Source organism: Pedobacter sp. BG31, assembly GCF_042464845.1.
GTDB lineage: Bacteria > Bacteroidota > Bacteroidia > Sphingobacteriales > Sphingobacteriaceae > Pedobacter > Pedobacter suwonensis.
The window spans coordinates 281,141-306,525 of the sequence record NZ_JBHNZK010000002.1; the positions used below are offsets into that span (position 1 = coordinate 281,141).

20 protein-coding genes are annotated in these 25,385 nt (G+C 38.8%); 9 read left to right on the forward strand and 11 right to left on the reverse strand.

Features of this window, described 5'->3' with window-relative positions; genetic code table 11:
• Positions 1-4: 4 nt before the first annotated feature.
• The 5 genes from ACFE6N_RS04395 to ACFE6N_RS04415 form a co-directional block, all read right to left on the reverse strand.
• On the reverse strand, positions 5-634 hold the full coding sequence (locus ACFE6N_RS04395) for a Uma2 family endonuclease (RefSeq protein WP_378934198.1): 630 nt from the start codon (positions 632-634) through the stop codon (positions 5-7).
• Positions 635-675: 41 nt separating this feature from the next.
• Positions 676-1,896: a hypothetical protein gene (locus ACFE6N_RS04400; RefSeq protein WP_378934200.1), complete on the reverse strand. Its 1,221-nt coding sequence runs from the start codon at positions 1,894-1,896 to the stop codon at positions 676-678.
• Entirely contained in the window at positions 1,889-2,473 is a 585-nt protein-coding gene (locus tag ACFE6N_RS04405; RefSeq protein ID WP_090504850.1) for an RNA polymerase sigma factor, read from the reverse strand. The genes ACFE6N_RS04400 and ACFE6N_RS04405 overlap by 8 nt, the downstream gene beginning before the upstream one ends.
• Before the next feature lie 121 nt (positions 2,474-2,594).
• Positions 2,595-3,290, reverse strand: a complete 696-nt coding sequence (locus tag ACFE6N_RS04410; RefSeq protein WP_378934202.1) for a DUF4397 domain-containing protein — start codon at positions 3,288-3,290, stop codon at positions 2,595-2,597.
• A gap of 163 nt (positions 3,291-3,453) precedes the next feature.
• Positions 3,454-5,076 (reverse strand): ABC-F family ATP-binding cassette domain-containing protein, encoded by a 1,623-nt coding sequence (locus tag ACFE6N_RS04415; RefSeq protein WP_378934204.1) that lies wholly within the window; start codon positions 5,074-5,076, stop codon positions 3,454-3,456.
• A gap of 376 nt (positions 5,077-5,452) precedes the next feature.
• Here ACFE6N_RS04415 and ACFE6N_RS04420 point away from each other — a divergent pair, with 376 nt between their 5' ends.
• From ACFE6N_RS04420 to ACFE6N_RS04440, 5 genes are all read left to right on the forward strand, one after another.
• Positions 5,453-6,136: a hypothetical protein gene (locus tag ACFE6N_RS04420; RefSeq protein WP_378934206.1), complete on the forward strand. Its 684-nt coding sequence runs from the start codon at positions 5,453-5,455 to the stop codon at positions 6,134-6,136.
• A gap of 546 nt (positions 6,137-6,682) precedes the next feature.
• Positions 6,683-7,243, forward strand: coding sequence for a hypothetical protein (locus ACFE6N_RS04425; RefSeq protein ID WP_378934208.1), 561 nt, complete (start codon positions 6,683-6,685; stop codon positions 7,241-7,243).
• 241 nt (positions 7,244-7,484) lie between these two features.
• On the forward strand, positions 7,485-8,060 hold the full coding sequence (locus ACFE6N_RS04430) for a nitroreductase (RefSeq protein WP_378934210.1): 576 nt from the start codon (positions 7,485-7,487) through the stop codon (positions 8,058-8,060).
• Positions 8,061-8,200: 140 nt separating this feature from the next.
• Positions 8,201-8,545, forward strand: coding sequence for a DUF1801 domain-containing protein (locus ACFE6N_RS04435; RefSeq protein WP_378934212.1), 345 nt, complete (start codon positions 8,201-8,203; stop codon positions 8,543-8,545).
• A gap of 41 nt (positions 8,546-8,586) precedes the next feature.
• Complete coding sequence (locus ACFE6N_RS04440) at positions 8,587-9,039, forward strand: 3-oxoacyl-ACP synthase (RefSeq protein WP_378934214.1); 453 nt, start codon at positions 8,587-8,589, stop codon at positions 9,037-9,039.
• A gap of 990 nt (positions 9,040-10,029) precedes the next feature.
• On the opposite strand, the gene ACFE6N_RS04445 is transcribed toward ACFE6N_RS04440, so the two are convergent.
• From ACFE6N_RS04445 to ACFE6N_RS04455, 3 genes are all read right to left on the reverse strand, one after another.
• On the reverse strand, positions 10,030-11,199 hold the full coding sequence (locus ACFE6N_RS04445) for a DUF3298 domain-containing protein (RefSeq protein ID WP_378934216.1): 1,170 nt from the start codon (positions 11,197-11,199) through the stop codon (positions 10,030-10,032).
• A gap of 89 nt (positions 11,200-11,288) precedes the next feature.
• A complete protein-coding gene (locus ACFE6N_RS04450; RefSeq protein WP_378934218.1) occupies positions 11,289-12,170 on the reverse strand; it encodes a polysaccharide deacetylase family protein in 882 nt (293 codons plus the stop codon).
• Between the two features lie 21 nt (positions 12,171-12,191).
• A complete protein-coding gene (locus ACFE6N_RS04455; protein ID WP_378934220.1) occupies positions 12,192-13,073 on the reverse strand; it encodes a polysaccharide deacetylase family protein in 882 nt (293 codons plus the stop codon).
• A gap of 176 nt (positions 13,074-13,249) precedes the next feature.
• Between ACFE6N_RS04455 and ACFE6N_RS04460 the strand changes: the two genes are divergently transcribed.
• Positions 13,250-15,757 carry a DPP IV N-terminal domain-containing protein gene (locus ACFE6N_RS04460; RefSeq protein WP_378934222.1) on the forward strand — a complete coding sequence of 836 codons (2,508 nt, stop codon included), beginning with the start codon at positions 13,250-13,252 and terminating at the stop codon, positions 15,755-15,757.
• Between the two features lie 793 nt (positions 15,758-16,550).
• Here ACFE6N_RS04460 and ACFE6N_RS04465 read toward each other — a convergent pair.
• Positions 16,551-17,387 carry a M57 family metalloprotease gene (locus ACFE6N_RS04465; RefSeq protein WP_378934224.1) on the reverse strand — a complete coding sequence of 279 codons (837 nt, stop codon included), beginning with the start codon at positions 17,385-17,387 and terminating at the stop codon, positions 16,551-16,553.
• A gap of 122 nt (positions 17,388-17,509) precedes the next feature.
• Between ACFE6N_RS04465 and ACFE6N_RS04470 the strand changes: the two genes are divergently transcribed.
• Together ACFE6N_RS04470 and ACFE6N_RS04475 are read left to right on the forward strand one after the other, a co-directional pair.
• Entirely contained in the window at positions 17,510-20,335 is a 2,826-nt protein-coding gene (locus tag ACFE6N_RS04470) for a S8 family serine peptidase (protein WP_378934226.1), read from the forward strand.
• Positions 20,336-20,492: 157 nt separating this feature from the next.
• Positions 20,493-22,268, forward strand: a complete 1,776-nt coding sequence (locus ACFE6N_RS04475; protein WP_378934228.1) for an NPCBM/NEW2 domain-containing protein — start codon at positions 20,493-20,495, stop codon at positions 22,266-22,268.
• A 301-nt stretch (positions 22,269-22,569) separates the two neighbouring features.
• On the opposite strand, the gene ACFE6N_RS04480 is transcribed toward ACFE6N_RS04475, so the two are convergent.
• The gene (locus tag ACFE6N_RS04480) at positions 22,570-23,172 is read right to left on the reverse strand and encodes an outer membrane beta-barrel protein (protein ID WP_090987768.1); all 603 of its coding nucleotides are present in this window, start codon (positions 23,170-23,172) and stop codon (positions 22,570-22,572) included.
• Positions 23,173-23,486: 314 nt separating this feature from the next.
• Complete coding sequence (locus tag ACFE6N_RS04485) at positions 23,487-24,044, reverse strand: NADPH-dependent FMN reductase (RefSeq protein ID WP_378934230.1); 558 nt, start codon at positions 24,042-24,044, stop codon at positions 23,487-23,489.
• Positions 24,045-24,148: 104 nt separating this feature from the next.
• Between ACFE6N_RS04485 and ACFE6N_RS04490 the strand changes: the two genes are divergently transcribed.
• Positions 24,149-25,351, forward strand: coding sequence for an MFS transporter (locus ACFE6N_RS04490; protein WP_378934232.1), 1,203 nt, complete (start codon positions 24,149-24,151; stop codon positions 25,349-25,351).
• Positions 25,352-25,385 lie beyond the last annotated feature (34 nt).

Sequence of the window (25,385 nt, forward strand, 5' to 3'; positions counted from 1 at the left end):
ATTACTAATCTTTAAATACCTCATCCAGTACCATCTTAAAGCCAGGAATAATTTTGGTGGTCACCTCTTCGCCCTCCGTGAGCATTTTGGTAGGCTGAAATTTACCGTTTTCATCAAGTATATATCTGAAAAATGTTTTGTGTGTAGGGCTTATAATCCAATACTCTTTTACGCCAGCCTCTTCGTAAACCTCGTATTTATTGATCAGTTCTTTTTTATTATTGCCAGGTGATAAAATCTCTACCACGATATCCGGAGAGCCAATGCATCCGCGGTTATCTAATTTAGCCGGATCGCAAACCACCACGATATCTGGTTGTACCACGGTAAAAACTTCTTTATCATCCTGCGTTTTTTTGGCTAAACGAACATCAAAAGGTGCCGAATAAACTTCGCATTGATGACCATTTAACGCATTGTAGATCGGTACGTAAATTCTTCCGGATATTTTTTGATGTATCCTGGAAGGGGCAGGGCTCATCCTGAAAATGTAACCTTTGATAATTTCTAAACGCTCTTCAAATTCGAAGCGCATATAATCTGCATAGCTATAAATAGCAGAGAAATCTATCTCGTTAAGGGTTTTAACCGGAGGTAGTTCATCTTCGGTGGGGTAGGATTTGATGTTTTTCATATATAAGGCGTTTAACCAAATATACTAAATATCTTAGTTTTTTAAAAATCGATTTTTAACCGCAATCCACCATTCGTCAGGTTAAGGTTTTCTTTTGAGAAAGTTTTCATGGGCAACCTCAAAAAGGGCTCAATAGCAATATTATTCTTTTTAGAGATTTTCTGCTTATAACCTAAAGAGAAATTATAAAATCCGATGTATTTATCAGGATCGATATTCGCTTCGGGTTGCGGCTCAACCTTTTTTTCTTGTATAATCATGGTTTTAGAATCTGCGTAACCATTTACTGCGGGAGCAGAGAAATTTTGAACCTGATTGACTATATAACTATTTTGCTGCGAGTTATTTAACACGGCAAGGGCAGAAACCCCAACATTGGTATAAAGTTTATCGCTGATGTTGTATTTTAGTTCTAAAGGCACATTAATTCCACGCACTTTGGCATCAACCGAAGCTAAATTTTTACCCGATAAGGTTTGTGGCGCAGTGGCATTTAATGATTCTGTGGTGCTGATCGAAGCATAAGATACTCCAGAACTTATTGATAATTTATTGGCGATGGCATACGATAAAGAAAACCCATAATTCATGGTTACTTTATTGTCGTTACCCATAGCCGGGGCAACATATACATCTGGTTGCCATTTGGAGTTACCACCCGATTTATCGGCAGGTTTTTGTTGGTTTACATAACTGTCATGAGCCAGTAGTTTTTCAAAATCTGTTGGCGTACCGATGGGTTGTGTTTTCTTTTCCGTTAAGATTTCAAATGGTTTTGATTTTAAACCTGAAAGATTTATCGCAGATAGTTTATTCTCCAAAAGGTTATGATTAACTGGATCTAACGCTTCAGATGCATTTAAAAGTGAATAATTGTTTCGCTGTTCTGTTGCAGGTTTTGCAATTGATGAAGTTTGAATGGGGCGACCAGTTATTAAATTGGTTGAGGGATTAGTATTGTTATTTAAATGCGCCAAATCATTTTTAGAATGAAGATGAGTGTCGGTATGCCCGCCATCAGCAGCATCGCTTTTAACTTTAGGCTTAGTGATGACAACCATTTGCTTTTGAGCCGTGTTGTTTAATGTAAAAAACACTCCTGCAACAATAAAAATCAGGGCAGCAGCAGCCCATAAAGGCCAGAAAGCGATGCCTCTTTTCTTTTTTTCTTTCTCCGAAAAGCGCTCCCATGCACCATTAGAATAAGCTTCCTCATGGTTTTGGAGTTGCGCGGTGATCTGCTCAATTAATTCCTTATCCATTTTTTTCGTATGAGTTGACCATGGTATTTAGGTAAAGGGTACGTAACTTATTTTTAGAACGGGTGAGATAAACACGACTGGAACTTTCAGGAATGTTTAACATCTTCGAAATCTCATCATGAGCGAAGCCTTCAATTTCATATAAGTTAAATACCAGTCTCTGCGTATCTGGTAAGTGATTTAGTAAATTTAAAATATCGTTAACGTGTAATTCAGAGGCAACAGATACCTGCGTAACCGGATGTTCACTTTCTGCTAAATCATCAACATAAAACTGGACTTTGGTACTCCGGATCTTATCTATCGCTGTCCGCGAAGCAATCTGCGCAATCCATCCTTTAAACGATCGTTGTAATTCTTCCGGATTTTTTGGCGCCTTGAAGCCACCAACGTGTTTGAAAATCTTGATAAAGCTGTCATTTACAAGCTCTTCACTATCCGAAGGGTTTTTGGTATACCTTAAAATTATGCCCATTAAATAGCCGTAAAATGATTTATACATCATTTCTTTACAGCTATTGTCGTTTTTTACACAGCCTTTTAAAATTTCCTCAAAACTGAGTATTTTTTTGATCACCGTTGTAAGGGACTATTTATAAAAGGTTTATCATGGTTAACTGATGGCAAATTTAAGAAAATAACACCACCCAATTTTTGAGTGGTGTTCATTTTCGTTTTCACAGGTAGAGTGAATATTTTTATTTGTTTGTCATCACTGATAAGCCAACACCCGTGCTATCAGTTTTGCTCGATAAGCCTTTAACCCATATGGTATAAATTTTACCTTTTTCGATTTTAACCGCCGGCAAGCTAACTTTAACCGCTCCACCTTGTTTCAATTGAAAAGTATAACTGTCATTAGGTGCAATGTTGCTAAAAGTGGTAAACTCTTTAAAAGCTTTTGCCGTAAACAATGGTGCATCTGTACCGGCAATGGCCAAATCAAATGGCGCAGACCCAGGGCTTAAGTTTACAAAACGAACTTTGGCCTTATCGGTTTCTGGTGCTTTCAAATCATCCTCAAGGATTAAAAGTTTGGTTGATTTTAAAGTATCCACTACGAAAACCGAATAAAATGATCCCGATTTTAAGGTTGCATTCGCGGTAGTTAAATATTTTAAGGTATCCTTTTTGGCAACACCCACTAACCTGATACCTGGATAAGCCGCATAGTAGCCAAGATCTTTTGTATAAGTAAAGCTGTTTATTTTTTGGTTATCCAAAATAAAATCAAGCGCACCCGTTCCCGGCGATGCATGCACAAAGCCAATACCGGCAGCTTCTATCGGATCGTTGTTAAAATCCTTCTTGCAGGCTGTTATCGTTAAAGTAATCGCAAGGAGAGAGAGTATAATTTTTGTAGCAGTGCTAAAATTTTTCAAATCCGTTTTCATTTTAATGTTTAAATCAATTTCTGAACAAAATTGGTTAATGGCCATTAACGCTTTTTCTTGTAAAACGATTAAGGGAATGAAAACGCTACAACTGTATAAAGTTTTTTAAAAAAAAAGCCACATGGTTTTCATGTGGCTCTAAAAAAATATTTTAAGCTTAAAATTAAGCGTACATCTCTTCTCTTAATTTCGCAACATCCGCATTTTTAATGTATTCATCATATGTCATTAACTTATCAATAGTACCTTTTGGTGTAATTTCGATGATCCTGTTGGCAACAGTTTCTGTCAACTGGTGATCTCGTGAAGTAAACAAAATCGTGCCCTTAAAATCTTTCATACCATTGTTTAAGGCCTCAATCGATTCTAAATCCAGGTGGTTGGTCGGCTCATCAAACATCAGTAAGTTGGCCTGTTGTAACATCATTCTCGAAAACATACAGCGCATTTTCTCACCTCCTGATAATACTTTAACGTTTTTCAATACTTCCTCGCCCGAGAATAACATACGGCCTAAAAAGCTGCGAACAAATTGCTCATCAGCATCGGTACCAGAATACTCACGCAACCAGTCTACCAGGTTTTCGTCTTTACCAGCAAAATATTCAGTATTATCATTAGGGATATCTGCAGTGCTAATGGTAACGCCCCATTTAAATTCACCTTTATGATCGGTATCTCTACCCGTCAAAACATCGTAAAATGCGGCGGTAGCTAAACTGTTTTGAGATAAAATTGCAATTTTATCGCCTTTGTTTACCATAAAGGTAACTTTATCGAACAATATACCGTCATTTCCGCTTTTACCCAGGTTTTCTACCTGTAAAATCTGGTCGCCAGCCTCGCGACCCGTATTGTTGAATATAATGGCCGGATATTTTCTGCTCGAGGCCTTGATTTCGGTAATATCAATCTTATCTAAAGCTTTCTTACGGGAAGTAGCCTGTTTAGATTTAGAAGCGTTGGCACTGAACCTGCGGATAAATTCCTGAAGTTCCTTCACCTTATCTTCCATTTTCTTGTTCTGGTCGCTGCGCTGTTTTAGGGCCAGCTGACTTGATTCGTACCAGAAAGTATAGTTACCGGTATAGATACTCATCTTAGCAAAGTCGATATCCACAATGTGCGTACAAACGGCGTCTAAAAAGTGCCTGTCGTGCGATACCACCAATACAATATTCTGGTAATCTGCCAGGAAGTTTTCCAACCAGGCAATGGTTTCGATGTCCAAATCGTTGGTCGGCTCATCCAGTAACAAAATATCCGGGTTACCAAACAGGGCCTGTGCCAATAACACCCTTACTTTTTGCGTGTTATCCAGTTCCTTTAACAATTTATAGTGATTATCTTCGGTAATACCCAAATTGCTTAACATGGTTGCTGCGTTGCTTTCCATGTTCCAGCCATCCATTTCTGCAAAAAGATTTTCAAGCTCTCCGGCGCGTTCGCCATCCTTTTCAGAGAAATCTTCTTTCATATAAATGGCATCTTTCTCTTTCATGATGGCATAAAGTTCTTTATGACCGATCATTACGGTTTCCAATACCGAAAACTCATCAAATTCGTAGTGATTTTGTTTTAAAACCGCCATTCTTTCGCCTGGGGTAAAAGCTACGCTACCAGAGGTTTGACTCACTTCTCCTGATAAAATTTTAAGGAAAGTAGATTTACCTGCGCCGTTAGCCCCAATTACGCCATAGCAGTTGCCCTGGGTAAATTTGAGGTTAACATCTTCAAATAATGTGCGTTTGCCGTACCGTAATGATAAATTAGAAACTGAAATCATGCTATAATTGAAATAAGCCGCAAAGATACGCAAAAAGGTTGAGGGTAGGAAGGCATTTGCCTGTTGTAAAGTTTGAATGTTGTAAAGTTGAATGTTGTAATGTTGAAAAGTTAAAGGTTTGAATGTTGTAATGTTAGAAAGTTGAAATATTTCGGAAACGAAGGGCTTGGTTCATTGTGGCAGATGAAGCCCCGTTATCCGCTTTACTGCGTTGCACTCCGTGTTCGCTGCTACCGGGTTTATTTTACAAAGGGGTAGAAGCTTTTGGCCAATGGCTTAAATCGCAAAGCCTCCAATTGAGAAGATTATAAATGTTTATTCGGTCTTTCTTGCGCTAATTTTAGTATTTTAGCAATACACACAAAATGAAGTCAATATGAATAAGTTAACCCTATTAGGCATAATGATGTCTAGCATGTCCGTCATGGCTTATGGCCAAAATTCCCGGTATAAATATAAAGTAGACTTTTATGGAGATACAACACTTGTTGATGAGCGGGATCATACCATAGGTAAGCAGAAGAAAGACTTTTTCGGCAATACCATTATAGTGGATAAAGATGGTAAAACCATTGCAAAGGAAAAAAAGGATTTCTTTGGCAATACGGTATTGGAAAATGAAGGTGGGAAAACCGTGGCTAAACAAAAGAAAGATTTTTCGGGCAATACCATTTTGGAAACTGAAAGCGGTGAGAGATTGGAGCCAAAACCATTAAATGGTTTAGTGCCGGGTGATGGGAAAACAGAAGTTAAGATCAGGGAAAAAAATGATATTTTTGGTAATACCATTATTGAAGATGAACATGGTGAGAAGATAAATGTATATAAAACTGATATCTCAGGGAACATGATAATAGAAGACGGTAATGGTAAAACCATAGGAAAGCAGAAAAAGAATTTATTTGGAGAAACCATTGTTGAGGACGAGCATGGAAATGTGTTGGCAAAATACAAAGCAGATGTATTCGGCAATACGGTTATAGAAGATGTTAATGGTAAAAAAGCAGGTGTTTTTAAAACCGATATTTTCGGGAATAAAACTTTTGTTCCGGAACATTAAATTATTATTTTTAATAAGCTGTTTTAAAATGGGGAATATGTCATTCTTGCGCATGCGGGAACTACGAGGTGTTCAGCGAAGCTAATCTTAATGAACGCAGCATTTATATATTAAATAAGGTCTTCTGATAAATTATTGTAATCCTAAGGGATAATTTATTTTATAAAAATCAATATAAATGGACAGATGTTAAAGAAATTGAATGGTATCGAAGTATCATCATTTTCACGGCAGTCTCCGCCTGTACGGGCAGACCTGATCATAAAGGCTGGAAGAAATCTTTTAAACCAGATTTTAATAATTCGGTTGAAAAGATCTCTCCATTTCGCTTCGCTACAGTCGAGATGACGATTTTTTTTAGGGGAGTCTGTCAATGGTAGCTTGTTGAAGGATCTGCTTTGAATCTCTTTAAGGCGTTTCGATACTTCGTCCAGCTCAGCACAGGCTAAGCTCAAAGTGACAAATTTGATTAAAATACAATTTATGATACAGTATCATGCCGACTTATATGAATGTACTTCATCCTAAAATATTTATTTTAGCCTCATGCTAAATCAAACCTTACTCGAAACCATAAAAACCACCCTTCAAAAAAGTAAAGTAGAAAAATTAGCGGCCATCGCTTCAACTGATGGCTTTTCGGTAAAAGACCTCATCGATCTCAGTTTTTATCATGATCAGCAGATCGGGTTTCGGGCGGCCTGGATTTTGGAGAATGTATTTGTTAACCATCAACAAAAGTTTTTACCTCATGCGCTCTATTTCCTGGAGCAATTTCCGAAACAGAACAATTTATCGGCATTAAGGCATTATGTTAAAATTTTGGCCCTTATGACGAAAAGAAATGCTTCAATAGAAATGAAAAATATTATTGCCGATTATGATACGGACCATTTGGTAGAGCTTGTTTTTGCCTGGTTGATTGATGAGAAAATCCCTGTGGCCATAAAATCACATTGCCTTAATATTTTGGCTAATTTAAATGTTAAACACAACTGGATTAAGGAAGAACTTTTACAAACTATGGATTTTCTCGTGGATAAAGAAAGTATAGGGTTCTTTGCGAAGGTGAAACAGATCAGGAAACAGTTGGCGGTTAGCAGTTGACGGTTTTCAGTTGGCAGTTTTCAGTTGGCAGTTTTCAGTTGGCAGTTTTCAGTTGGTAGTTATCAATTTACTGTTACAAATTACCAATAACCAATGACCAATGAACAAATGAACCAATGACTAATCAACCATTACTAATTTCAGTTGATTCAAAGTTAAATCTTCAATATTTTAGCCCTAAACCCTACACCTTCAGCCCTCAGCCTTATAAAATCTTTCAGCTTTTAACTATTTTTACCGAATGAGTACAACATACGATATCATCTCAAAAATTATAAAAGAACGTCGCAGTATTTTTCCTGCAAGCTATATCAAAAAAGAAATTCCGGTTGAGATTATTAACCAGATTTTAGAAGCGGCCAATTATGCACCCACACACAAGTTAACCCAGCCCTGGCGTTTTGTGGTGATCAGGAAGGCAGGCTTGGCGAGGCTAGGTGAGGAGCTTGGTAACCTATATAAAAAGGTGGTTTCTCCACAACAGTTTTTACAGAAAAAATACGATAGTTTTGCCGAGAAAACAGGACAGGCTGACTGTATTATTGCCATTAATATGAAACTAAGCGGTAAAATACCCGAGTGGGAAGAGCTGGCCGCGGTTTCCTGTGCGGTTCAGAACATGGCTTTAACCGCAGAGAGTTTGAAGGTTGGCGCTTACTGGAGTTCGCCGCCTTTGATTGATTATTTAGGCAATTTTTTAGATCTGGGTGAAAACGAGAAATGCATCGGCTTATTTTACATGGGGTATCATAACGAAAAACCCTGGACACCAAACCGGACGCCCATGGAAGAAAAAGTGAGGTGGATAGAGGAGTAGTCCTTGAGTACTAAGTCCAAAGTCTTCGTCCTCTCGACTGGAGCTTAGCGGAACGGAGAGATCTTTGAAGCAAATATTGAGACGAAATTTAAAAGATTTCTCCACTTCGATCTTTCTAATTATTCTATTTATATAATATTATGCTAAATCCCCTGGATAACTATTTCGAACAAAAAGATAAGCCCGTAAAATGTTGCCTACAATATTTAAGGTTACTTTTAATGGATTATAGCGATATTACTGAGCACTGGAAATACGGAATGCCTTTTTATTACCACAAAGGAAAAATGTTCTGTTATCTTTGGATCCATAAAAAACTCCATCAGCCTTACATTGGTTTGGTTGACGGGCATCAAATTGAACACGAAGATCTGTTGCAGGAGAAAAGGGCCAGAATGAAAATTTTATTGATCAATCACCTCGAAGATATTCCCAAAAATAAAATTGAATCCATTTTAAACCTGGCTTTTGACCTTCGCAAATAGGTATATTATCCTTCACCCATCTTCCATTATCCATAATATTTATGTCTGCTTTAAAATCTAAACTTTATCAGCTTTGTCTGACATTTATCCAAAACAGGATCGAAAATATTGAATATTCGCTGCAACAGGCCAGGCAGGCATCGAATGATGACACCAAAAGCAGTGCTGGCGACAAATACGAAACTACGCGTGAAATGATGCAGCAGGAGATGGATCGCAACAATAAATTATTGTATGAAGCCGGTCAGCAGAAAATTGCTTTACAACAGATTGAAAATGTCGCATCAGATCGGTTGGTTAAAAACGGTAGTTTGGTAATCACCTCGGCAGGTAATTTCTATATCAGCATTAGCGCAGGGGAGTTGAATACGGACGGACAAAAATTTTTTGCTGTTTCTCAGGTATCGCCCATTGGCAGGTTTCTGATCGGAAAAGCTGTAAATGAAAGCTTTAAGTTTAATGGGACAGAATATATCGTAGAGGAGATACTTTGACGGTTTTCAGTTGACAGTTCGCAGTTGGCCATTTCCAGTGTTCAGTTGACAGTTTGAATTCACAGTTAACCAGTTTAAACAATTAACCGATTAATCAATAAATTCCCGCAGATTAAAAATGATCAACGCGGTTGACAGTTCGCAGTTGACAGTTTCCAGTGTTCAGTTGACAGTTTCCAATTCACAGTTAATCAGTTTAAACAATTAACCGATTAATCAATAAATTCCCGCAGATTAAAATGATTAACGCGGTTGAAAGTTCGCAGTTGGCGGTTTCCAGTGTTCAGTTGACAGTTTTCAATTCACAGTTAACCAGTTTAAACAATTAACCGATTAATCAATAAATTCCCGCAGATTAAAAATGATTAACGCGGTTGAAAGTTCGCAGTTGGCCATTTCCAGTGTTCAGTTGACAGTTTTCAATCCACAGTTAATCAGTTTAAACAATTAACCGATTAATCAATAAATTCCCGCAGATTAAAAATGATTAACGCGGTTGACAGTTCGCAGTTGACAGTTTCCAGTGTTCAGTTGACAGTTTTCAATTCACAGTTAATCAGTTTAAACAATTAACCGATTAATCAATAAATTCCCGCAGATTAAAAATGATTAACGCGGTTGAAAGTTCGCAGTTGGCGGTTTCCAGTGTTCAGTTGACAGTTTTCAATTCACAGTTAATCAGTTTAAACAATTAACCGATTAATCAATAAATTCCCGCAGATTAAAAATGATCAACGCGGTTGAAAGTTCGCAGTTGGCGGTTTCCAGTGTTCAGTTGACAGTTTTCAATTCACAGTTAACCAGTTTAAACAATTAACCGATTAATCAATAAATTCCCGCAGATTTAAAATGATCAACGCGGTTGACAGTTCGCAGTTGGCCATTTCCAGTGTTCAGTTGACAGTTTGAATTCACAGTTAACCAGTTTAAACAATTAACCGATTAATCAATAAATTCCCGCAGATTAAAAATGATTAACGCGGTTGACAGTTACTTTATGCCCATTCGCTTTGCAAAGGCTGGCACCAGATAAGTCCTTACGTCCGAATAAGGAATAAATATTACAATTTGTCCTTGTGCATAACTGGCAACCTCATATGGATTGTACATAAAGGCAATGCCATTGGCATTAAAATAGAAGTTATTATTGGGTTTAATAAAATCATCAAAAAGAACGGTGCTTAATGCATCTTTTGCTTTGATATTATATTCCTTACGGAGATTGCGTTCTAAAATGCCTGACAAAACATTTGAATCTATCTTAATGATATCAGTTAGTGCCAATTGTTTTTTGTTCGGCACATCTAAACAGATCATGCTGCTGTTGTAATTTCCGTGTGCACCGCCAGTGTAAGTATCGGTAAGGAAATCAACCACAACATAACCATTATCATTGTAATTAACCGTTTGCTGACTATTGTCTGTATAATTCATCCAGGCCTCAAATTCACTTCCCCGGCCATCTTTTTGCTGTTCGGCAACCTCGGTTTTATAATCGCTGAAATAGGTAGCTGCCAGATTTTTGAAACCGGTTAAGCGATCGGCCTGTTCCAGACCGAAGATTTTTTTAAGTTCTGAATCAAGCCATTTGCTATTTTCATCATTGCTCTTGCTTTCAAGATATTGAAAACTGATTTCGGCAGTAGGAGATTTTGTCCGGTCAGCAAATGCTTTAACAGAGTCTCTGTAAATTCCGATGCTGAATGGATAACTGCCTTCCGGATATTTTTCTGTTAAAGCTACCGGGTATTTTTTTGTTTTATCACCACTTTCCCATATACCATCAAAACCCTTTCCATTCCATTTTAATTTTAAAAGTGGCGATTTTGAGTCCTGATTAAAGTACGATTCGTAAAAATTATACTCTGCCAGCACAATGCTATCTTTGCCGATTACCGTATCAGTTGAGAGATTAAGCCATGATCCATCATAATAATAGCTGCCACTCACTTCATCATGATCATCAACTCTTTGCAGATGCATAACTACCTTTTTACCTGCAATAGTGCCTTCTAACCTTTTGTAAAAACTCTTAGGGAGCTCTTTTTTAGTCGAATTTATACCATTAGTGGTTGCATTATTGTTGTTCCCGTTTTTAGGGTTATTACAAGCCAGTGTTATCGCTAATCCAAAAAGAAGAAAAACAAAAGAATACTTCATAGTGCAATGATTAAAGGTTTTAATGCTGAGTTATCATCTGGAATATAATTCTTCCATCTTTTAACCCCGCAACGCTTAATTTTTAATCATTAACCGCTTTGCTTAGATTTTGTTTTATTAAAACTTTTGTTGATGCTATAGTAAAGGTTTTTTGCCGTGTATCTTCCCGGATCAATTATCCTCCTGATGGTGTAAAGCGGATAATTTTCATCTCTAGCTGTAGACAGGATAAAGGCTGCCTTAAATCCATGTTCCTTTAACTTGTGCAGGGTAGATAATTTGTAAACACCATAAGGAAATGCAAAATATGCTACTTTTTTGCCTGTAATTTCTTCCAGTTTTTTTGTGGGTTCATCAATCTGGGTTTTCCAATCCCCATCAGTAAATTGTGCGAAATTTTTATGGTCGTAGGTATGGCTGGCAATGGTATTTCCCTCGTCAGACAGTTGTTTGATCTGCTCTTTGGTCATGTAATTGATCCGTCCTTTTCTGCCGATCGATACCGTCATGATAAAATAAACACCTTTAAAGCCATACTTTTTCAGTGTAGCATTGCCAACTGTAAATTGATCTTCATCCGTATCATCAAACGTGATCATGATGGGTTTTTCAGGTAACCTGGCACCATAAACCAGGTAATTATACAATTGATCAGGCAGAATAGAATGGTAGCCACTATCGGCCAGCATTTTCATGTGTTCCCTGAATTTATCGGGAGCAATGATATCATCATGTGCCCTTTTACTGTCGCTGGCGATATTGTTTCTGATCTGGTGATAACACAGAACGGGCACCTCTCTGCGTGCCATGATGGTTTTGTTATCGGCGGGTCTGTTGTTTGTCGAATCTGTTTTAATTTCTTCTGTAGCGGCTTTTGTAGTAGTTTTTCCTTTTGAAGCACCAGATGATTGGCACGAGGCTAAAAACAATGTAGAAACCGCGCCGTAGAGCAGAAAACTTTTCATCTTCATTTAATAACTTTTTATACCTGATTAAAAGCTGTTTTTAATGCTGTTGCTTAAGGTTTTTGGCGACCAGTAGCCACTGGCAATAATCCGGCGGATGGTAAACAACGGATCCTTTTCATCACGTTTGGTTGATAACTGGAAGGCCATTCTGAAACCGCGTTTTTTTAACTCGGGAATGCCTTCTGCATTCCATAAACCAAACGGATAAGCAAATTCGGTCATTTTCTTGCCTGTAATCTCCTCCAGTTTTTTGGTTGGTTTGTCTAGTTGTTCTTCCCAATCCTTGCCCGCGTATTTTTTGAAGTTTTTATGGTCGTAAGTGTGGCTGCCGATCACATTTCCTTCGTCAGACAGTTGTTTAATCTGCTCTTTCGTCATGTAATCTACAAACTTGCCTTTTCTGCCGATTGAAACGGTCATGATGAAATAAACTGCTTTATAACCCAGTTTTTCTAACGTTGGGCGCACAACGGTAAATTGGTCCATGTCAGTATCATCAAAGGTTAACATAATGGGTTTGCTCGGTAATGGAGCACCGGTATTGAGGTAAGCATAAAGCTGATCGGGTAAAATGGTATGGTAACCGCTATCGGCCAGCATTTTCATCTGGTCTTTAAAATTCTGGATTTCTACAATATAATCTTTGCCTACCTTGCCATCAGTTGGTTTCCAGTTTCTTACCTGGTGGTAACATAAAATCGGGACTTGTTTTCTGGCCAGGATGGTTTTAGCATCAGCCACTTTTATTTTTGAAACGTCAATGGCAGCAGCTTTGGAATTTTCGCTGGTTTGTGTTGTTTTACCAGTCGAATCTTTTCCTGTAGAACTGTCTGTTTGTGATTTAGATTGGCAGCTGGCCAATAAGATTGCACCGGCTGTTATTAAGGTTAAAAAGCTGTATTTCATTGTTAGTGTATATGGGTACAAAACTATAAAATCCCTCAATTATTTATCTATCAAAATAGATTGTGTTAATAATTAATTTGAGTGGTAAGAAATTATACTAACTATCGCATTTATTACATATCAAAGCCTGCTTAATATCCTTTAATTAAATAATTTAGCAACTCAAACAAATTTAAATGAAGAAACTCTACAAATTTCTGCTGGGCGCGCAGTTTTTATCCTTAACTGTTGCTGCACAAAATAAAACATTTACCCTAACCGAAAATATTCAGCCACAGCCTAAGGCAAATTATCAGTTGGCTTCGCGGTTTTCGCCAAATAAGCTGAAAAAGATGGTGTATTCCACAGCTGTAGATCCGCATTGGTTAAAATTGAGTAACCGTTTCTGGTATACTTTCGAAAGTCCGAAAGGAAAATTCTGGTATTTGGTAGATCCTGCAGCCAAAAGCAAAAAATTAATGTTTGATAATGCAAAACTTGCTGCAGATATTACGCTGATTGTTCGCGATCCGTTTGATGCCGAACACTTACCCCTGGAAAACTTAAAATTTGCCGCCGACGAAAAAAGTATTTCTTTCGAAATCAAGAGCACGGTTGAAGAAGTAAAAAAAGATAGAAAGGATAAAAAAGCCGCAGATTCTATGCAGAAGAAAATATTTTCTTTCAAATATGAACTGGCCAGTGCAAAATTAACCGAGGTGCCAAATTTCAGTAAACCCAAGCCTAAACCATCATGGGGCTCGGTAGCACCCGATTCTTCAGCCATTATCTTTTCCCGCAATTACAATCTGTATTGGATGGATAAAGACAACTACAAAAAAGCAGTTAATAATGAAGAGGATAGTACCATTGTGGAGCATCAGCTTACCAAAGATGGGGTAAAATTTTACTCTTATGGAAGTGACGGCGATGGCGAGAACAATGTGGAGAACGAAAAAAACAATAAGAAACGCCGCGGCGCTTATGTGCTCTGGTCGCCAAATTCTAAATATTTTGTATTAGACCGCACCGATTCGCGTAAGGTAAAAGACCTTTGGGTAATCAACAGCGTTACACCTGGCCGCCCCACTTTAGAAACTTATAAATACCAGATGCCCGGAGAGTCCGAAGCTCCTCAGGATGAAATTTTATTGTTCGATTTTGCCGCAAAATCTTATAAAAAACTAAATGTATCTGCATTTAAAGATCAAAGTGTATCCGTTTGGAGCAAACCAGCTTTAAATAAAGACCGTGATAACGAATTTCGTCCATCTATCTGGTTAGGTAACAATAACAGGTTCTATTTTTCGCGTACCAGCCGCGATTTAAAACGTATCGATATCGGTACTGTTGATATTGCCACAGGCAAGGTTACCCCATTAATTGATGAACGTTTTAATACCTACGTTGAAGTGAACCGCCCGGGTTTGGTTAATGATGGTAAAGAGCTGATTCATTGGAGTGAACGTGATGGTTGGGCACATTTTTACCTTTTTGATGAAAATGGTAAGCTGAAAAATCAGATTACCAAAGGTGCTTTCCACTGTGAAAGTATTGTTAATATCGATGAGAAAAAACGCATACTGTATTTTACGGCCAATGGTAGGGAAGGCAAAGAAGATCCTTATTACTTACATTTATACAGCATCAATTTCGATGGTTCGAATATGAAATTATTAAATGCCGGTGACTTTGATCACCTGGCGAATATGAATGATAACAACACTTTTTTTGTAGATAACTATTCGAGGGTAAATACAGCACCAAAAGCGACACTTTATGATGGAACGGGCAAAAAAGTAATGGATCTGGAAACAACTGATCTTTCATTGCTCATGGCAGCGGGTTACAAATTTCCTGAACCTTTTAAAGTAAAAGCGGATGACGGGATAACTGATCTGTATGGCGTTATGTATAAACCTTTCGATTTTGATCCCAATAAAAAGTATCCAATCATTGAATATGTTTACCCGGGGCCACAAACCGAAGCGGTAAATAAAGCTTTCAGCAAAAGTATGGACCGCACTGAACGTTTGGCTCAATTTGGTTACATCGTAATTACGGTAGGCAACCGCGGCGGAAATCCATCACGCTCTAAATGGTACCATACTTATGGTTATGGAAACCTGCGCGATTATGGTTTAGCAGATAAAAAAACAGCTGTTGAGCAACTGGCTGCCAAATATTCGTTTATCGACGAATCGAAGGTGGGCATTACCGGTCACTCCGGTGGTGGTTTTATGTCTACCGCGGCCATGCTGGTGTATCCCGATTTCTTTAAGGCGGCGGTTTCAAATGCCGGAAATCATGATAACAGTATTTACAACCGCTGGTGGAGCGAAAAACACCATGGTGTTAAGGAAACCATCTCTTTAAAAGGCGATACATCATTTAAATACAGCATTGATAAAAATCCTGATCTGGCAAAAAACCTGAAAGGACATTTGTTATTGATGCACGGCGACGTAGATAACAATGTGCACCCGGCAAACTCTATCCGGGTAGCCAATGCATTAATGAAAGCAGGTAAACGGTTCGATTTCCTGATTATTCCGGGGCAGCGCCATGGTTTTGGAGATATGACAGAATATGCTTTCTGGAAACTGGCCGATCATTTCAATAAATATTTAATTGGTGATTTTTCTGAACCGAGCGATGTTGATCTGGTAGAAATGGACAGAGATATTGAGCAGAATGGAAAGTAATTAACCACAGATGAAAAGGATAAACACAGATCAGGATTGTTAGCTGTGTTAAGATCCTTTGTTGGACTTAATAATAGCCGTGGTTCGTGTCCTCACGAACCACTCATCCATTAAATGATTGTCTTAAGAAATCAGCATCTTTTGCAATGATTCGTATCTTCACGGACCATTTTTTTTAAACATCGTTGTTTTTCGGAAAGCAGGCTTGGGTGGTTCTTCGGCTATTCCAGTCCTGCTATTGCCCATAGTCCTGATAGGAATCTTTTTATATACAATTTTTATTTAAAATCGGGAGCTATCTGGCGCTATCAGGTTTACTTCATTTGGGCTTGTGTTTCAAATGAGACTTTTCAACCGAAGTTTTTCTCATTCTTTTGCCAAGGTTCGTGTCCTTACGAACCTTATTATTTTTATAATTGGTTAATATCCAAAATAGGCTACTATGAAGCCTTACCCCGCCTTGGTTCGTGTCTTCACGAACCGTTATTACCGCTGCACAGCCAGGCGGCTTTTCTACTTCAAAAATGAAATGCTGCCCTTGCCACTTAGCCCCGGTTGAAGCGATACCCTGCAGCAACGAGGCACGAGGCAGCGAAGCGTATAAGCGTAAAACGGGAAGAAATTAACTGTTTTGCATTGGCTGCGCGCTCCAAACCCAACATTACCAAAACCTGACTTTTGGAGCGTCTGGTCCGTAAACTTTCGATCATCTTTAATTTTAAATAAAAAAGCCTCCCGATTGATCAAATCGGAAGGCTTTTTTAGGTTTTAAGATAATCCTGGGTTTTTGATCTTATTTGTAAAGGTAATTTAAGGCAATTACATCATTTGCGTTGAAAGTACGGTTGCCGCCGTTTGAACAGGCCAGCATGAATGATGCTGCATCCGGATTAGCAGGTGTTCCCGGTATTCTTACTGCGCCCACGTTTGATGCCCCCTCATTACCGGCACCACTCGAACCACAGCTAAAAGCACGGTTCATGTAATCGGTATGACGGAAACCAATGCAATGGCCAACCTCATGCTGAATTACAGAAGCCAGGTACAATAAATTAGGATTTGAACCATAGGCCGCTGAATTGGTGTTCATTCTGATCTGATTAAATGGCTGGCCTGATGAAGTCGGGAAACCGGCAGAGCCTAAGGTAATAAAACCACCGCTCGGACCTTCGTTAAAACCTACAACATTAATGTTTCCGGTTATACCTGCACTGGCTCTCTGGAAAGTGATGCGTAAACCCAGCGAGTTGTATCTCGAAATCATGGTGTTCACCGCATCGCTATATACCTGAGGCAGGTTGGTTACCGATACCGTAATTACACGTGGCAACGATTTTACAATGTTTGTGGTTCTGTACTGTTCTGTTTCGGCGATATTTAAATTTGCCCCGGTAGAAGGCTCAGCTAAATTGTCGTCGGTTAAAAGAATATCTCCCTCTACCAGATAGCCTTCATCTGTTTTACGGATATTGTCAGTACTGAAACCGAGCGATTTGATCTGTGATAATTTGCTTGCAGAAATTTCGCTCTTATTTTCTACGGCATTTTCTGTATTGTTACTCTTACAAGAGTATAGGTTTGTGAGTAGAATGCAGGCGGCTGCAATCGATAAAAAGTTGCTTGTTTTCATCTTAGTTAGAATAAAATTAGTTTAGGTTGAATAAGTTAGTTAATAATATTTGCGGATTACCTTATAAATCCTAATTTAGGGAAGATATATCATGTAACCAAAATTTTATAATAAAATATTTTTTGAAAGTCATTACTGTATTTTTAGTTTTATGTTTTTGTCTGTCTGTTTTTAGTTTAAACGCACAGATACAACCTGGTGGAATAGATAAAAAAAATGAAAAATATATTTTAAAAACGGGTAGTGTTACAAAATTAAGTGATGATCAGTCTATTTTGGTAAGATTTAAACAGGTGTTAACAGCTGAAGAAATTCAGCGGTTAAAACCCCAAAAAATCCTCTCTGGCGATCATTTTATCGTCGAAAAATCGAGTATTTCTAACTTTTCCAACAGTATCGTTGATCAGGAACAAGCTAACGGGCTCTGGAAAGTTAGTGACAGATTGATGAAAGTGTTCAATAAAAGCAGTAAAAAGAATGATTCTATTCTGGTTCGGTTAGCCTTTAAAAATGTAAATCCGCTACCAGTGGCGCTGGCAGGTGTAAAAATAAAATCAATCGATAACATCAATCACATCTGTACAGCCTACCTCTCGCCAAAAGACTTAATGTTTTTGCTGGAGCTTGGTGATCTCTTATATGCAGATGTTTTGCCTGTAGCTAAGGAGGAGGTTGTAATCAACGGTCTCGACCTTAGCCTTAACCAGATCTCTAACGCCCGAAACCTTTATCCAGGTATTGATGGTGTTGGTATAAATGTGTCCTTTAAAGAAGGAATGTATGATGCTTCTGATCTTGACTTAATGGGGAAAACCGTTGTGGGAGCCACTATTGGTAAAACGCCAACTACCCATGCTACCATTATGGCTACCCTGGCTTTGGGGAATGGTAATTCCTTTATCCGTGGACTGGGGGCAGCACCAAAGGCCAGGCTGGCCTATTCTGATTTCACGAATTTAATGCCCGATCTGGCTACCGATTTAAAAAAACTTCGGGTTAATGTTCAAAATCATTCTTATGGAACCGATATCGATAACGATTATGGAATGGAGGCTGCGGCATACGATAAACAGATTTTTGAAACCGACACCTTGATCCATGTTTTCTCGGCTGGAAATAAAGGTACTGCCACACCATCTGCGGGGTTTTATCAGGGTATAGCAGCCCGTGCCAACTTAACCGGCAATTTCAAGCAGGCCAAAAATTTATTGGTGATAGGAGGGATTAACAGAGAAAATATGGCTGAAAACCTGAGCAGCAAGGGGCCTGCTTACGATGGGCGTGTAAAACCTGAATTGGTTGCCCTGGGCGAAGACGGAACATCGGGGGCTGCAGCCATTACCAGTGGATCTGTTGCTTTGGTAGAACAGTTTTATCAGCAGAAATATAAAAAAGCGGCATCTGCTTCCCTCATCAGGGCAACCTTAATCAACTCCGCTGATGATTTAGGTACTGCACAGGTCGATTTTGTGTATGGGTACGGAAAATTAAATGTGAGCCAGTCGTTAAAAACATTGGACGAAAACAGGGCATCACTATATGAGGTAGCCAAAAACCAGGATTTACTGATCCCCTTAACTATTCCCGCTAATGTGGAGGAAGTAAAGCTGACCATCGCCTGGAATGATCCTCCTGCTATTGTAAATGCCGCACAAAGCCTGGTTAATGGATTGGATTTAAGCCTGGAAACACCCGCAGGCAATTTGATGCTGCCCTGGGTATTAAGCAGCTTTCCTCATTTAGATTCCCTTTCAAAACCAGCGGTGCGTAAGGCCGATCTTCTCAATAACGTTCAACAGGTTACGCTCAATCAACCATCAGCTGGTACTTATACTATTCATGTTAAAGGTGATCGGATTAAACAGGGCAATAATCAACTTTTCGCATTGGCTTATCGTTACACATTCAAGAATGATTTTTCCTTTGTTAGTCCTGTGAAAAACGAATATTTTTTTGCTAATGAAGATAACTATATCCGATGGGAAAATACATATACGAGTAAAACAGGAAACCTGTCAGTTAGCTATGACGGAGGTAATACCTGGAAATCTATTGCCGCGGGTGTTGATTTAAGTAAAGGATTTTACCACTGGATTCCATCAAACCTGTTTGTTAAAGCCATGGTAAAAATGGAAGTGGAAGGTAAGGAAATATTGAGTCAACCCTTTGTTATTTCAAGTCCGAGGGTATTAAAAGTTGGCTATGTTTGCAAAGATGGTCTGGTACTCAGCTGGAATGCACAGCCCGGAGCAAAGGACTATACATTGTATAATATCACAGATAATATCCTTTCGCCGGTTTTAACGCTTGCTGATACCATAGTTAAGCTTGACGCCGGCAAAATGAATAGTAATTACTTTGCCGTGGCTGCAAATGGTGCGGGTTTTACAGGTTTAAAAAGTTACACCATCGATTATACCCAGCAGGGCATTGCCTGTTACGTGAGAAATTTGTTTGCTTCGTTAACCGATGATAAACGGGTAAAAATTGAACTGAGTGTAGGTACCACTTTGGATATAAAGAACATCATCTGGGAAAAACAGACCGGACCAAATACTTTTAGTGTTTTACAGCAAACCAGGCCCGTTTCAAACCAGCTGGATTATACAGTTTTTGATGATAAGCCAAAAACCGGAATCCAGTTTTACCGCGTTACGTTCGAAACGGCCAGCGGTCAGGTACAGAGCGATCTCGTATCGGTAGTGTACCTGAAAGAGAATGAATTTTCATTCTTTCCTAATCCGGTATCTGATTATTTAACGATTCTGAGCGGATCATTTGAAGATTACAGCCTGTCTATCTTTAACATGTTAGGTCAGAAAGTTTTTGAAGAAAAAGCCACCAGTTCGAATAAATTTGCACTTAATGCTTTGTCAACAGGGGTGTATGTGGGTGTGATCAATAAAAATGGGCAACAACTGAAAAAATTTAAGCTGATTAAGAAGTAATTAATATAAAACTCGTTTTCTGTCAAACCGTAATAATCCGCATGTAACAAATTAAGAAGTGCCGCGCTAAGCCGCTAGCCAATAGGGGTAAAATCTTAGTCTACATGGGTGCTGATATTTTTTACTACATTAGCGATAAACCAAATCAATTTTCTTAATGACTCTCCAAATCAAATCAGTAATAATTGTAGTCCTTTCCTGCTTCCTTGCCATCAATGGTTATTCTCAGTTACCTCAAACCGCTCAAAGTATAATATCGGCTTCAAAAGATATAATTAAAACTTATAACAAGGACACACCGAAAGCTAATCATGTAGTTAAGGTGGTATATTTTTATGGAAAAGGCCAAAAGCTATCCGCTAGTTGGGAAGAACGCTTAAACCGCGTATTGAGCGCTGTGAGTGATTTTTACAGAGACGAGTTCCAGCGGTATGGAATAAAATCTGATGGCGTCAACTTTGAGAAATCAGGGAATAAATATATGCTCACTGCAGTTGAAGGAGATTTCGATTCAAAAAGCTATAATGTCAATTCCGCTAATCAGCTGCAGGCGGAAATATCGAACAAAGCAGGTGACAAAATTGATTTTTACAAAGATCATGTGCTGATCATAACCGGGTTATATTATAGGAAAGATAGTACAACCTATGTTTTTGACTCACCCTATATGGGGATTGGTTCATCAGTTAACGGAGTATGCTTTGCCGCCGATTGCCCACTGCTGGATCCATCTTTACTTACTGAAAAGGTAAACCGGATTAAGTACGCTGAACCCGGCAGGGCCGACAGGGAGTGCAGTGTAGCAGAGTTTAACAGCTGGTATATAGGGGGGATTGCTCACGAAATGGGGCACATGTTTGGCCTGCATCACGATTTTGGTCATTCATCCGAATTGAAGCCTTCATCAATATCCTTAATGGGAGAGTATGGAAGCCGCCATTTTAAGGGAAGCGTTTGGGGCGATACCCAGACTTCTTATATTTCAGCCGCCGGAATATTGCAGCTGCTCAGTCACCCCGTATTTACCGGATATGCTAAATACAATAAGACTGGTACACAACTGTCATTAAATAACATTTCTTGTAGCTATACCGACAATGGCATCCTATTGAAAGCCGGTATTGCCGGTAATTTAACTCCTTATGCCCTTTCAGTGCTGATTAGTCCTTTGAATGAAACAGAATATTTCAATGAAAGTACTATTTACCCTGTTAACAGTACTGGATCGATCGCTGTACCATTAAAAAGATGGAAAGAAGGGAACTATCGGATGTATTTGATCTTTATGCTTCCTAATGGGATGGTGTATCCTTTTTACAAACTTTTTATGGTGGGGCGTAACTATGCAGAGGTGGTGGAAATTCCAACAGGAAAGGCATTAGATGTCAAAGAACTTTATAGCCGGTTATCCGTAATGCAGAAGACCGGGGAAATAAAGAAAAAGCTTAGCATACTTGAAAGTGTGATTAATCCCATTCCGCCTGTCGATCCTGCAACGTATAAAGGAGATAGTCTTTACCTTTCAGACGCGAAGTGGGAGCTTGCCAGCGTGGGTTGGGAAAAACCTGCACGTAATTATTTTACTACCGAGTCGGAATACGTTTTTTTTCTTGCTAACCAGGGTCAGATTTATGAAAAGGGATTATTTGCCCATTCGCCGTCTGTTTATTCGTTCCTTTTAAATAAAAAATGGACAAGGTTTTCCGCTATTGTAGGTTTGAGAGATTATGCCCACCAGCAAGGCTCGGCAAGATTTACCATTATCGGCGATGGTAAAGAGCTTTACCGATCGCCGGCGTTAAGAGTTGGAGAGCAGAACCGGATAGATATCAGCATTGAGAATATAAATAAAATCGAGCTGCGCGCCGAAGGAACAGAAGGGCATAACCACAATTCATGGGCCATCTGGCTTAATCCACTGCTTAAGCGGTAAGCGGTTATTGCTGATTCACCAAACAAATCGGGGATCATCATCATCTTTGAACCCGATCAAAAGTAGATAATTGCTAGTGCTTTCATTTAATTCGGACCTGTTTTTGCCTGGAATACTTGTCAGAATGCAACCATTCCCGAACGGATGGACGGACGGGTACCAAATTATTTTCTGCCGGATCAGCAAAAAATCAGGTTCATTTTACCGAATGGTACAACAAACAAAAAGCGTCACGATGTTCAATCGTGACGCTCTCTGAAAAAAAAGTCATTTATTAATTGCCTCCCGGGGGGAGAATTAATTAAAAGTAGAACTGAACACCCAATCTTGGTGCAAAAGTATCAGCGTTTAAGCCAAATGTATTGGTTTTAGCTTTAGCACCGGTTCCTTCAGCTTTAACAGTATAATTGTCGTAGCTTAAACCTCTAACTGAAAGTTCAATACCGATTTTTTTGGTTGGGAAGAAAGCAAAACCTGGAGCAAGTTCTACGCCGATATTGGTGGTAGTACCTAATTTAACCGCGTTATCACCATTGGCATCAGTTGCTTTTAACTCACCAAAAGCCAAAGGCACTGATAATTGTCCGAAGAATTTAAACTGGTCTGATAAACCAACATAATAACGTCCGAAAGGGGCAACTTTAAAAGCGCCAGTCTGTGTTCTGTTGCTTACTTTTTTATCGTATTCATAACCAACACCTGTACCGATTGCAAAGTTGTTGCCCACAAAATAGCCAACACTAGGTACTATGCTGAAGTTGAAATCTGCTTTCGGAGCGCCATCAACTTTTGTAGAATTTACACCTACATTACCACCTAACATAAAATTTCCTTTTTCAGTTTGTGCCTGTGCACCATAAACTAAACCAGCTACTGCTACTAAAGATAATAATAATTTTTTCATCTTTTTTATGATTTATTTGTTATAAAAATATAGTCAATTTTACTATTTTAATTTCTGACTATATTTGCCTAAAAGTCAACACTTATGCCAAAAAGCTTTGTCAAAGTCATCAAAAAATCAGTTTTTGAGTAACTTGTTAGCTTACAAACAGATGTAAATTCAGTGTTAATTCAATATTATTTTCGTGTGACGAAAAATCAATCGATTGATTAATTTTTTAGGTATGACAAATTGACAATCTGACTTTTTTTGTAGAAATGTCAGATATTGAGGTGGCAGAAATGGCAGGTTTTGAAGTAACTTGTAAGGTTTAGTTAAACCTTACAAGCCGAAATGAGGTTATCTATTTTCTTTTGGATAATGGAGATGGTTTTTTCATCATTTAAATTCCCATCCGCATCAAATTTATTTTGAGCCTGGGCAATCAAGACTTCTGGCTGCAAAACCGGATTCATATTTAAAAAAGTAAAAACAGGTAAAAATGCAGCTTGCATCCTAACTGTGCCCCACATGCCCTGCGTTGCACCCATCAGGGCAACCGGTTTGTGCATCAATGGAGAGTCCTTTCCACGGCTGGCCCAGTCAATTGCATTTTTTAATCCCCCGGGAATGGAATAATTATATTCAGGAGAAACAATAATAAAAGCATCTGCGGTAGCCAGGGCATCCCTGAATTTTACCACACTTGCTGGTCTTTCTTCAACCTCCGGCAGATCATGGTCTGCATTGTAAACCGGAACATCATCATATGCAACAATTTCGAATTCGATACCTTCAGGAATTAAACTACCTGCAAGGTTAAGCAACATAGCATTATAAGAGCCTTTACGTAAGCTTCCGCACAACCCAATAATTTTTTTGTTTTTTTCCATAGCTATAAAACGAAAACTTTATTAAAATGTTTGTTTTTTGCAAGGGCAACCGCTAAGCTATAAAAAAAATATTATCCCTAATTTTGGCAGATAAGCTACCCGTTATGACTGAAAATACATCTACTACCGCCATCATCGAAAAAACCGTTTTCCCGATACTTGTTGCCTTAAGTTTTTCGCATCTGTTAAATGATACCATACAATCGTTAATTCCTGCAATTTATCCCATCATTAAAAACAGCTATCGCTTAAGTTTTTCGCAGATTGGGCTCATTACCTTAACCTTTCAATTAGCCGCATCACTGTTACAGCCTTTTGTGGGTTTATACACCGATAAAAAACCTCAGCCATATTCATTGGCGATAGGTATGGGGTTTACCCTGCTTGGTTTGATTTCGCTTTCGCTATCCGGCCATTTTTACACCATATTAATTTCCGTTTCTTTTATCGGCATCGGTTCATCGGTATTTCATCCCGAAGCCTCAAGGATGGCACATGCTGCATCTGGAGGGAAGAGGGGACTGGCACAATCGGTTTTTCAGTTGGGCGGTAATGCAGGCAGTGCTTTGGGTCCGCTATTGGCCGCCTGGATTATTGTGCCTTATGGGCAGATCAGCGTCATCTGGTTTTCGGTTATTGCGCTTTTAGCCATTGTTATTTTAACCTATGTTGGCAATTGGTACAGGGGCTTTATGCTTTCGAGAAGTAAAAAGATCAATATTCAAACCGTTGTGAATCAATTTTCAAGAGGGAAGGTGATCTTCTCAGTGTGTATTTTACTGTTATTGATCTTTTCGAAATATTTTTATATGGCGAGTTTAACGAATTATTTTACCTTTTACCTGATCGATAAATTTAAGGTTTCCGTGCAAACCTCACAGCTTTATTTGTTTGTTTTCCTATTCTCGGTAGCTGCCGGAACGTTACTGGGCGGACCAATAGGAGATAAGATAGGACGAAAATATGTCATTTGGGTATCGATATTGGGTACCGCTCCATTTGCTTTATTGCTTCCACATGCCAGTTTGTTTTGGATTGGGGTCCTTATTGTTCCTATCGGGACGATTCTGGCCTCTGCTTTCTCTGCCATACTGGTTTATGCACAGGAATTGATTCCCGGAAAGGTAGGTTTGGTTGCAGGTTTGTTTTTTGGCTTTGCCTTTGGTATGGGGGGCATCGGATCGGCATTACTGGGTAAACTGGCAGATTCAACCAGTATCGGATATGTATTTAACGTTTGTGCGTTTCTGCCTTTAATCGGTTTATTAACTGGTTTCTTACCGAATATAGAAACAAAGAAAAAATAAAAAATAGTGCCGTCTTTATCAGAGACGGCACTAT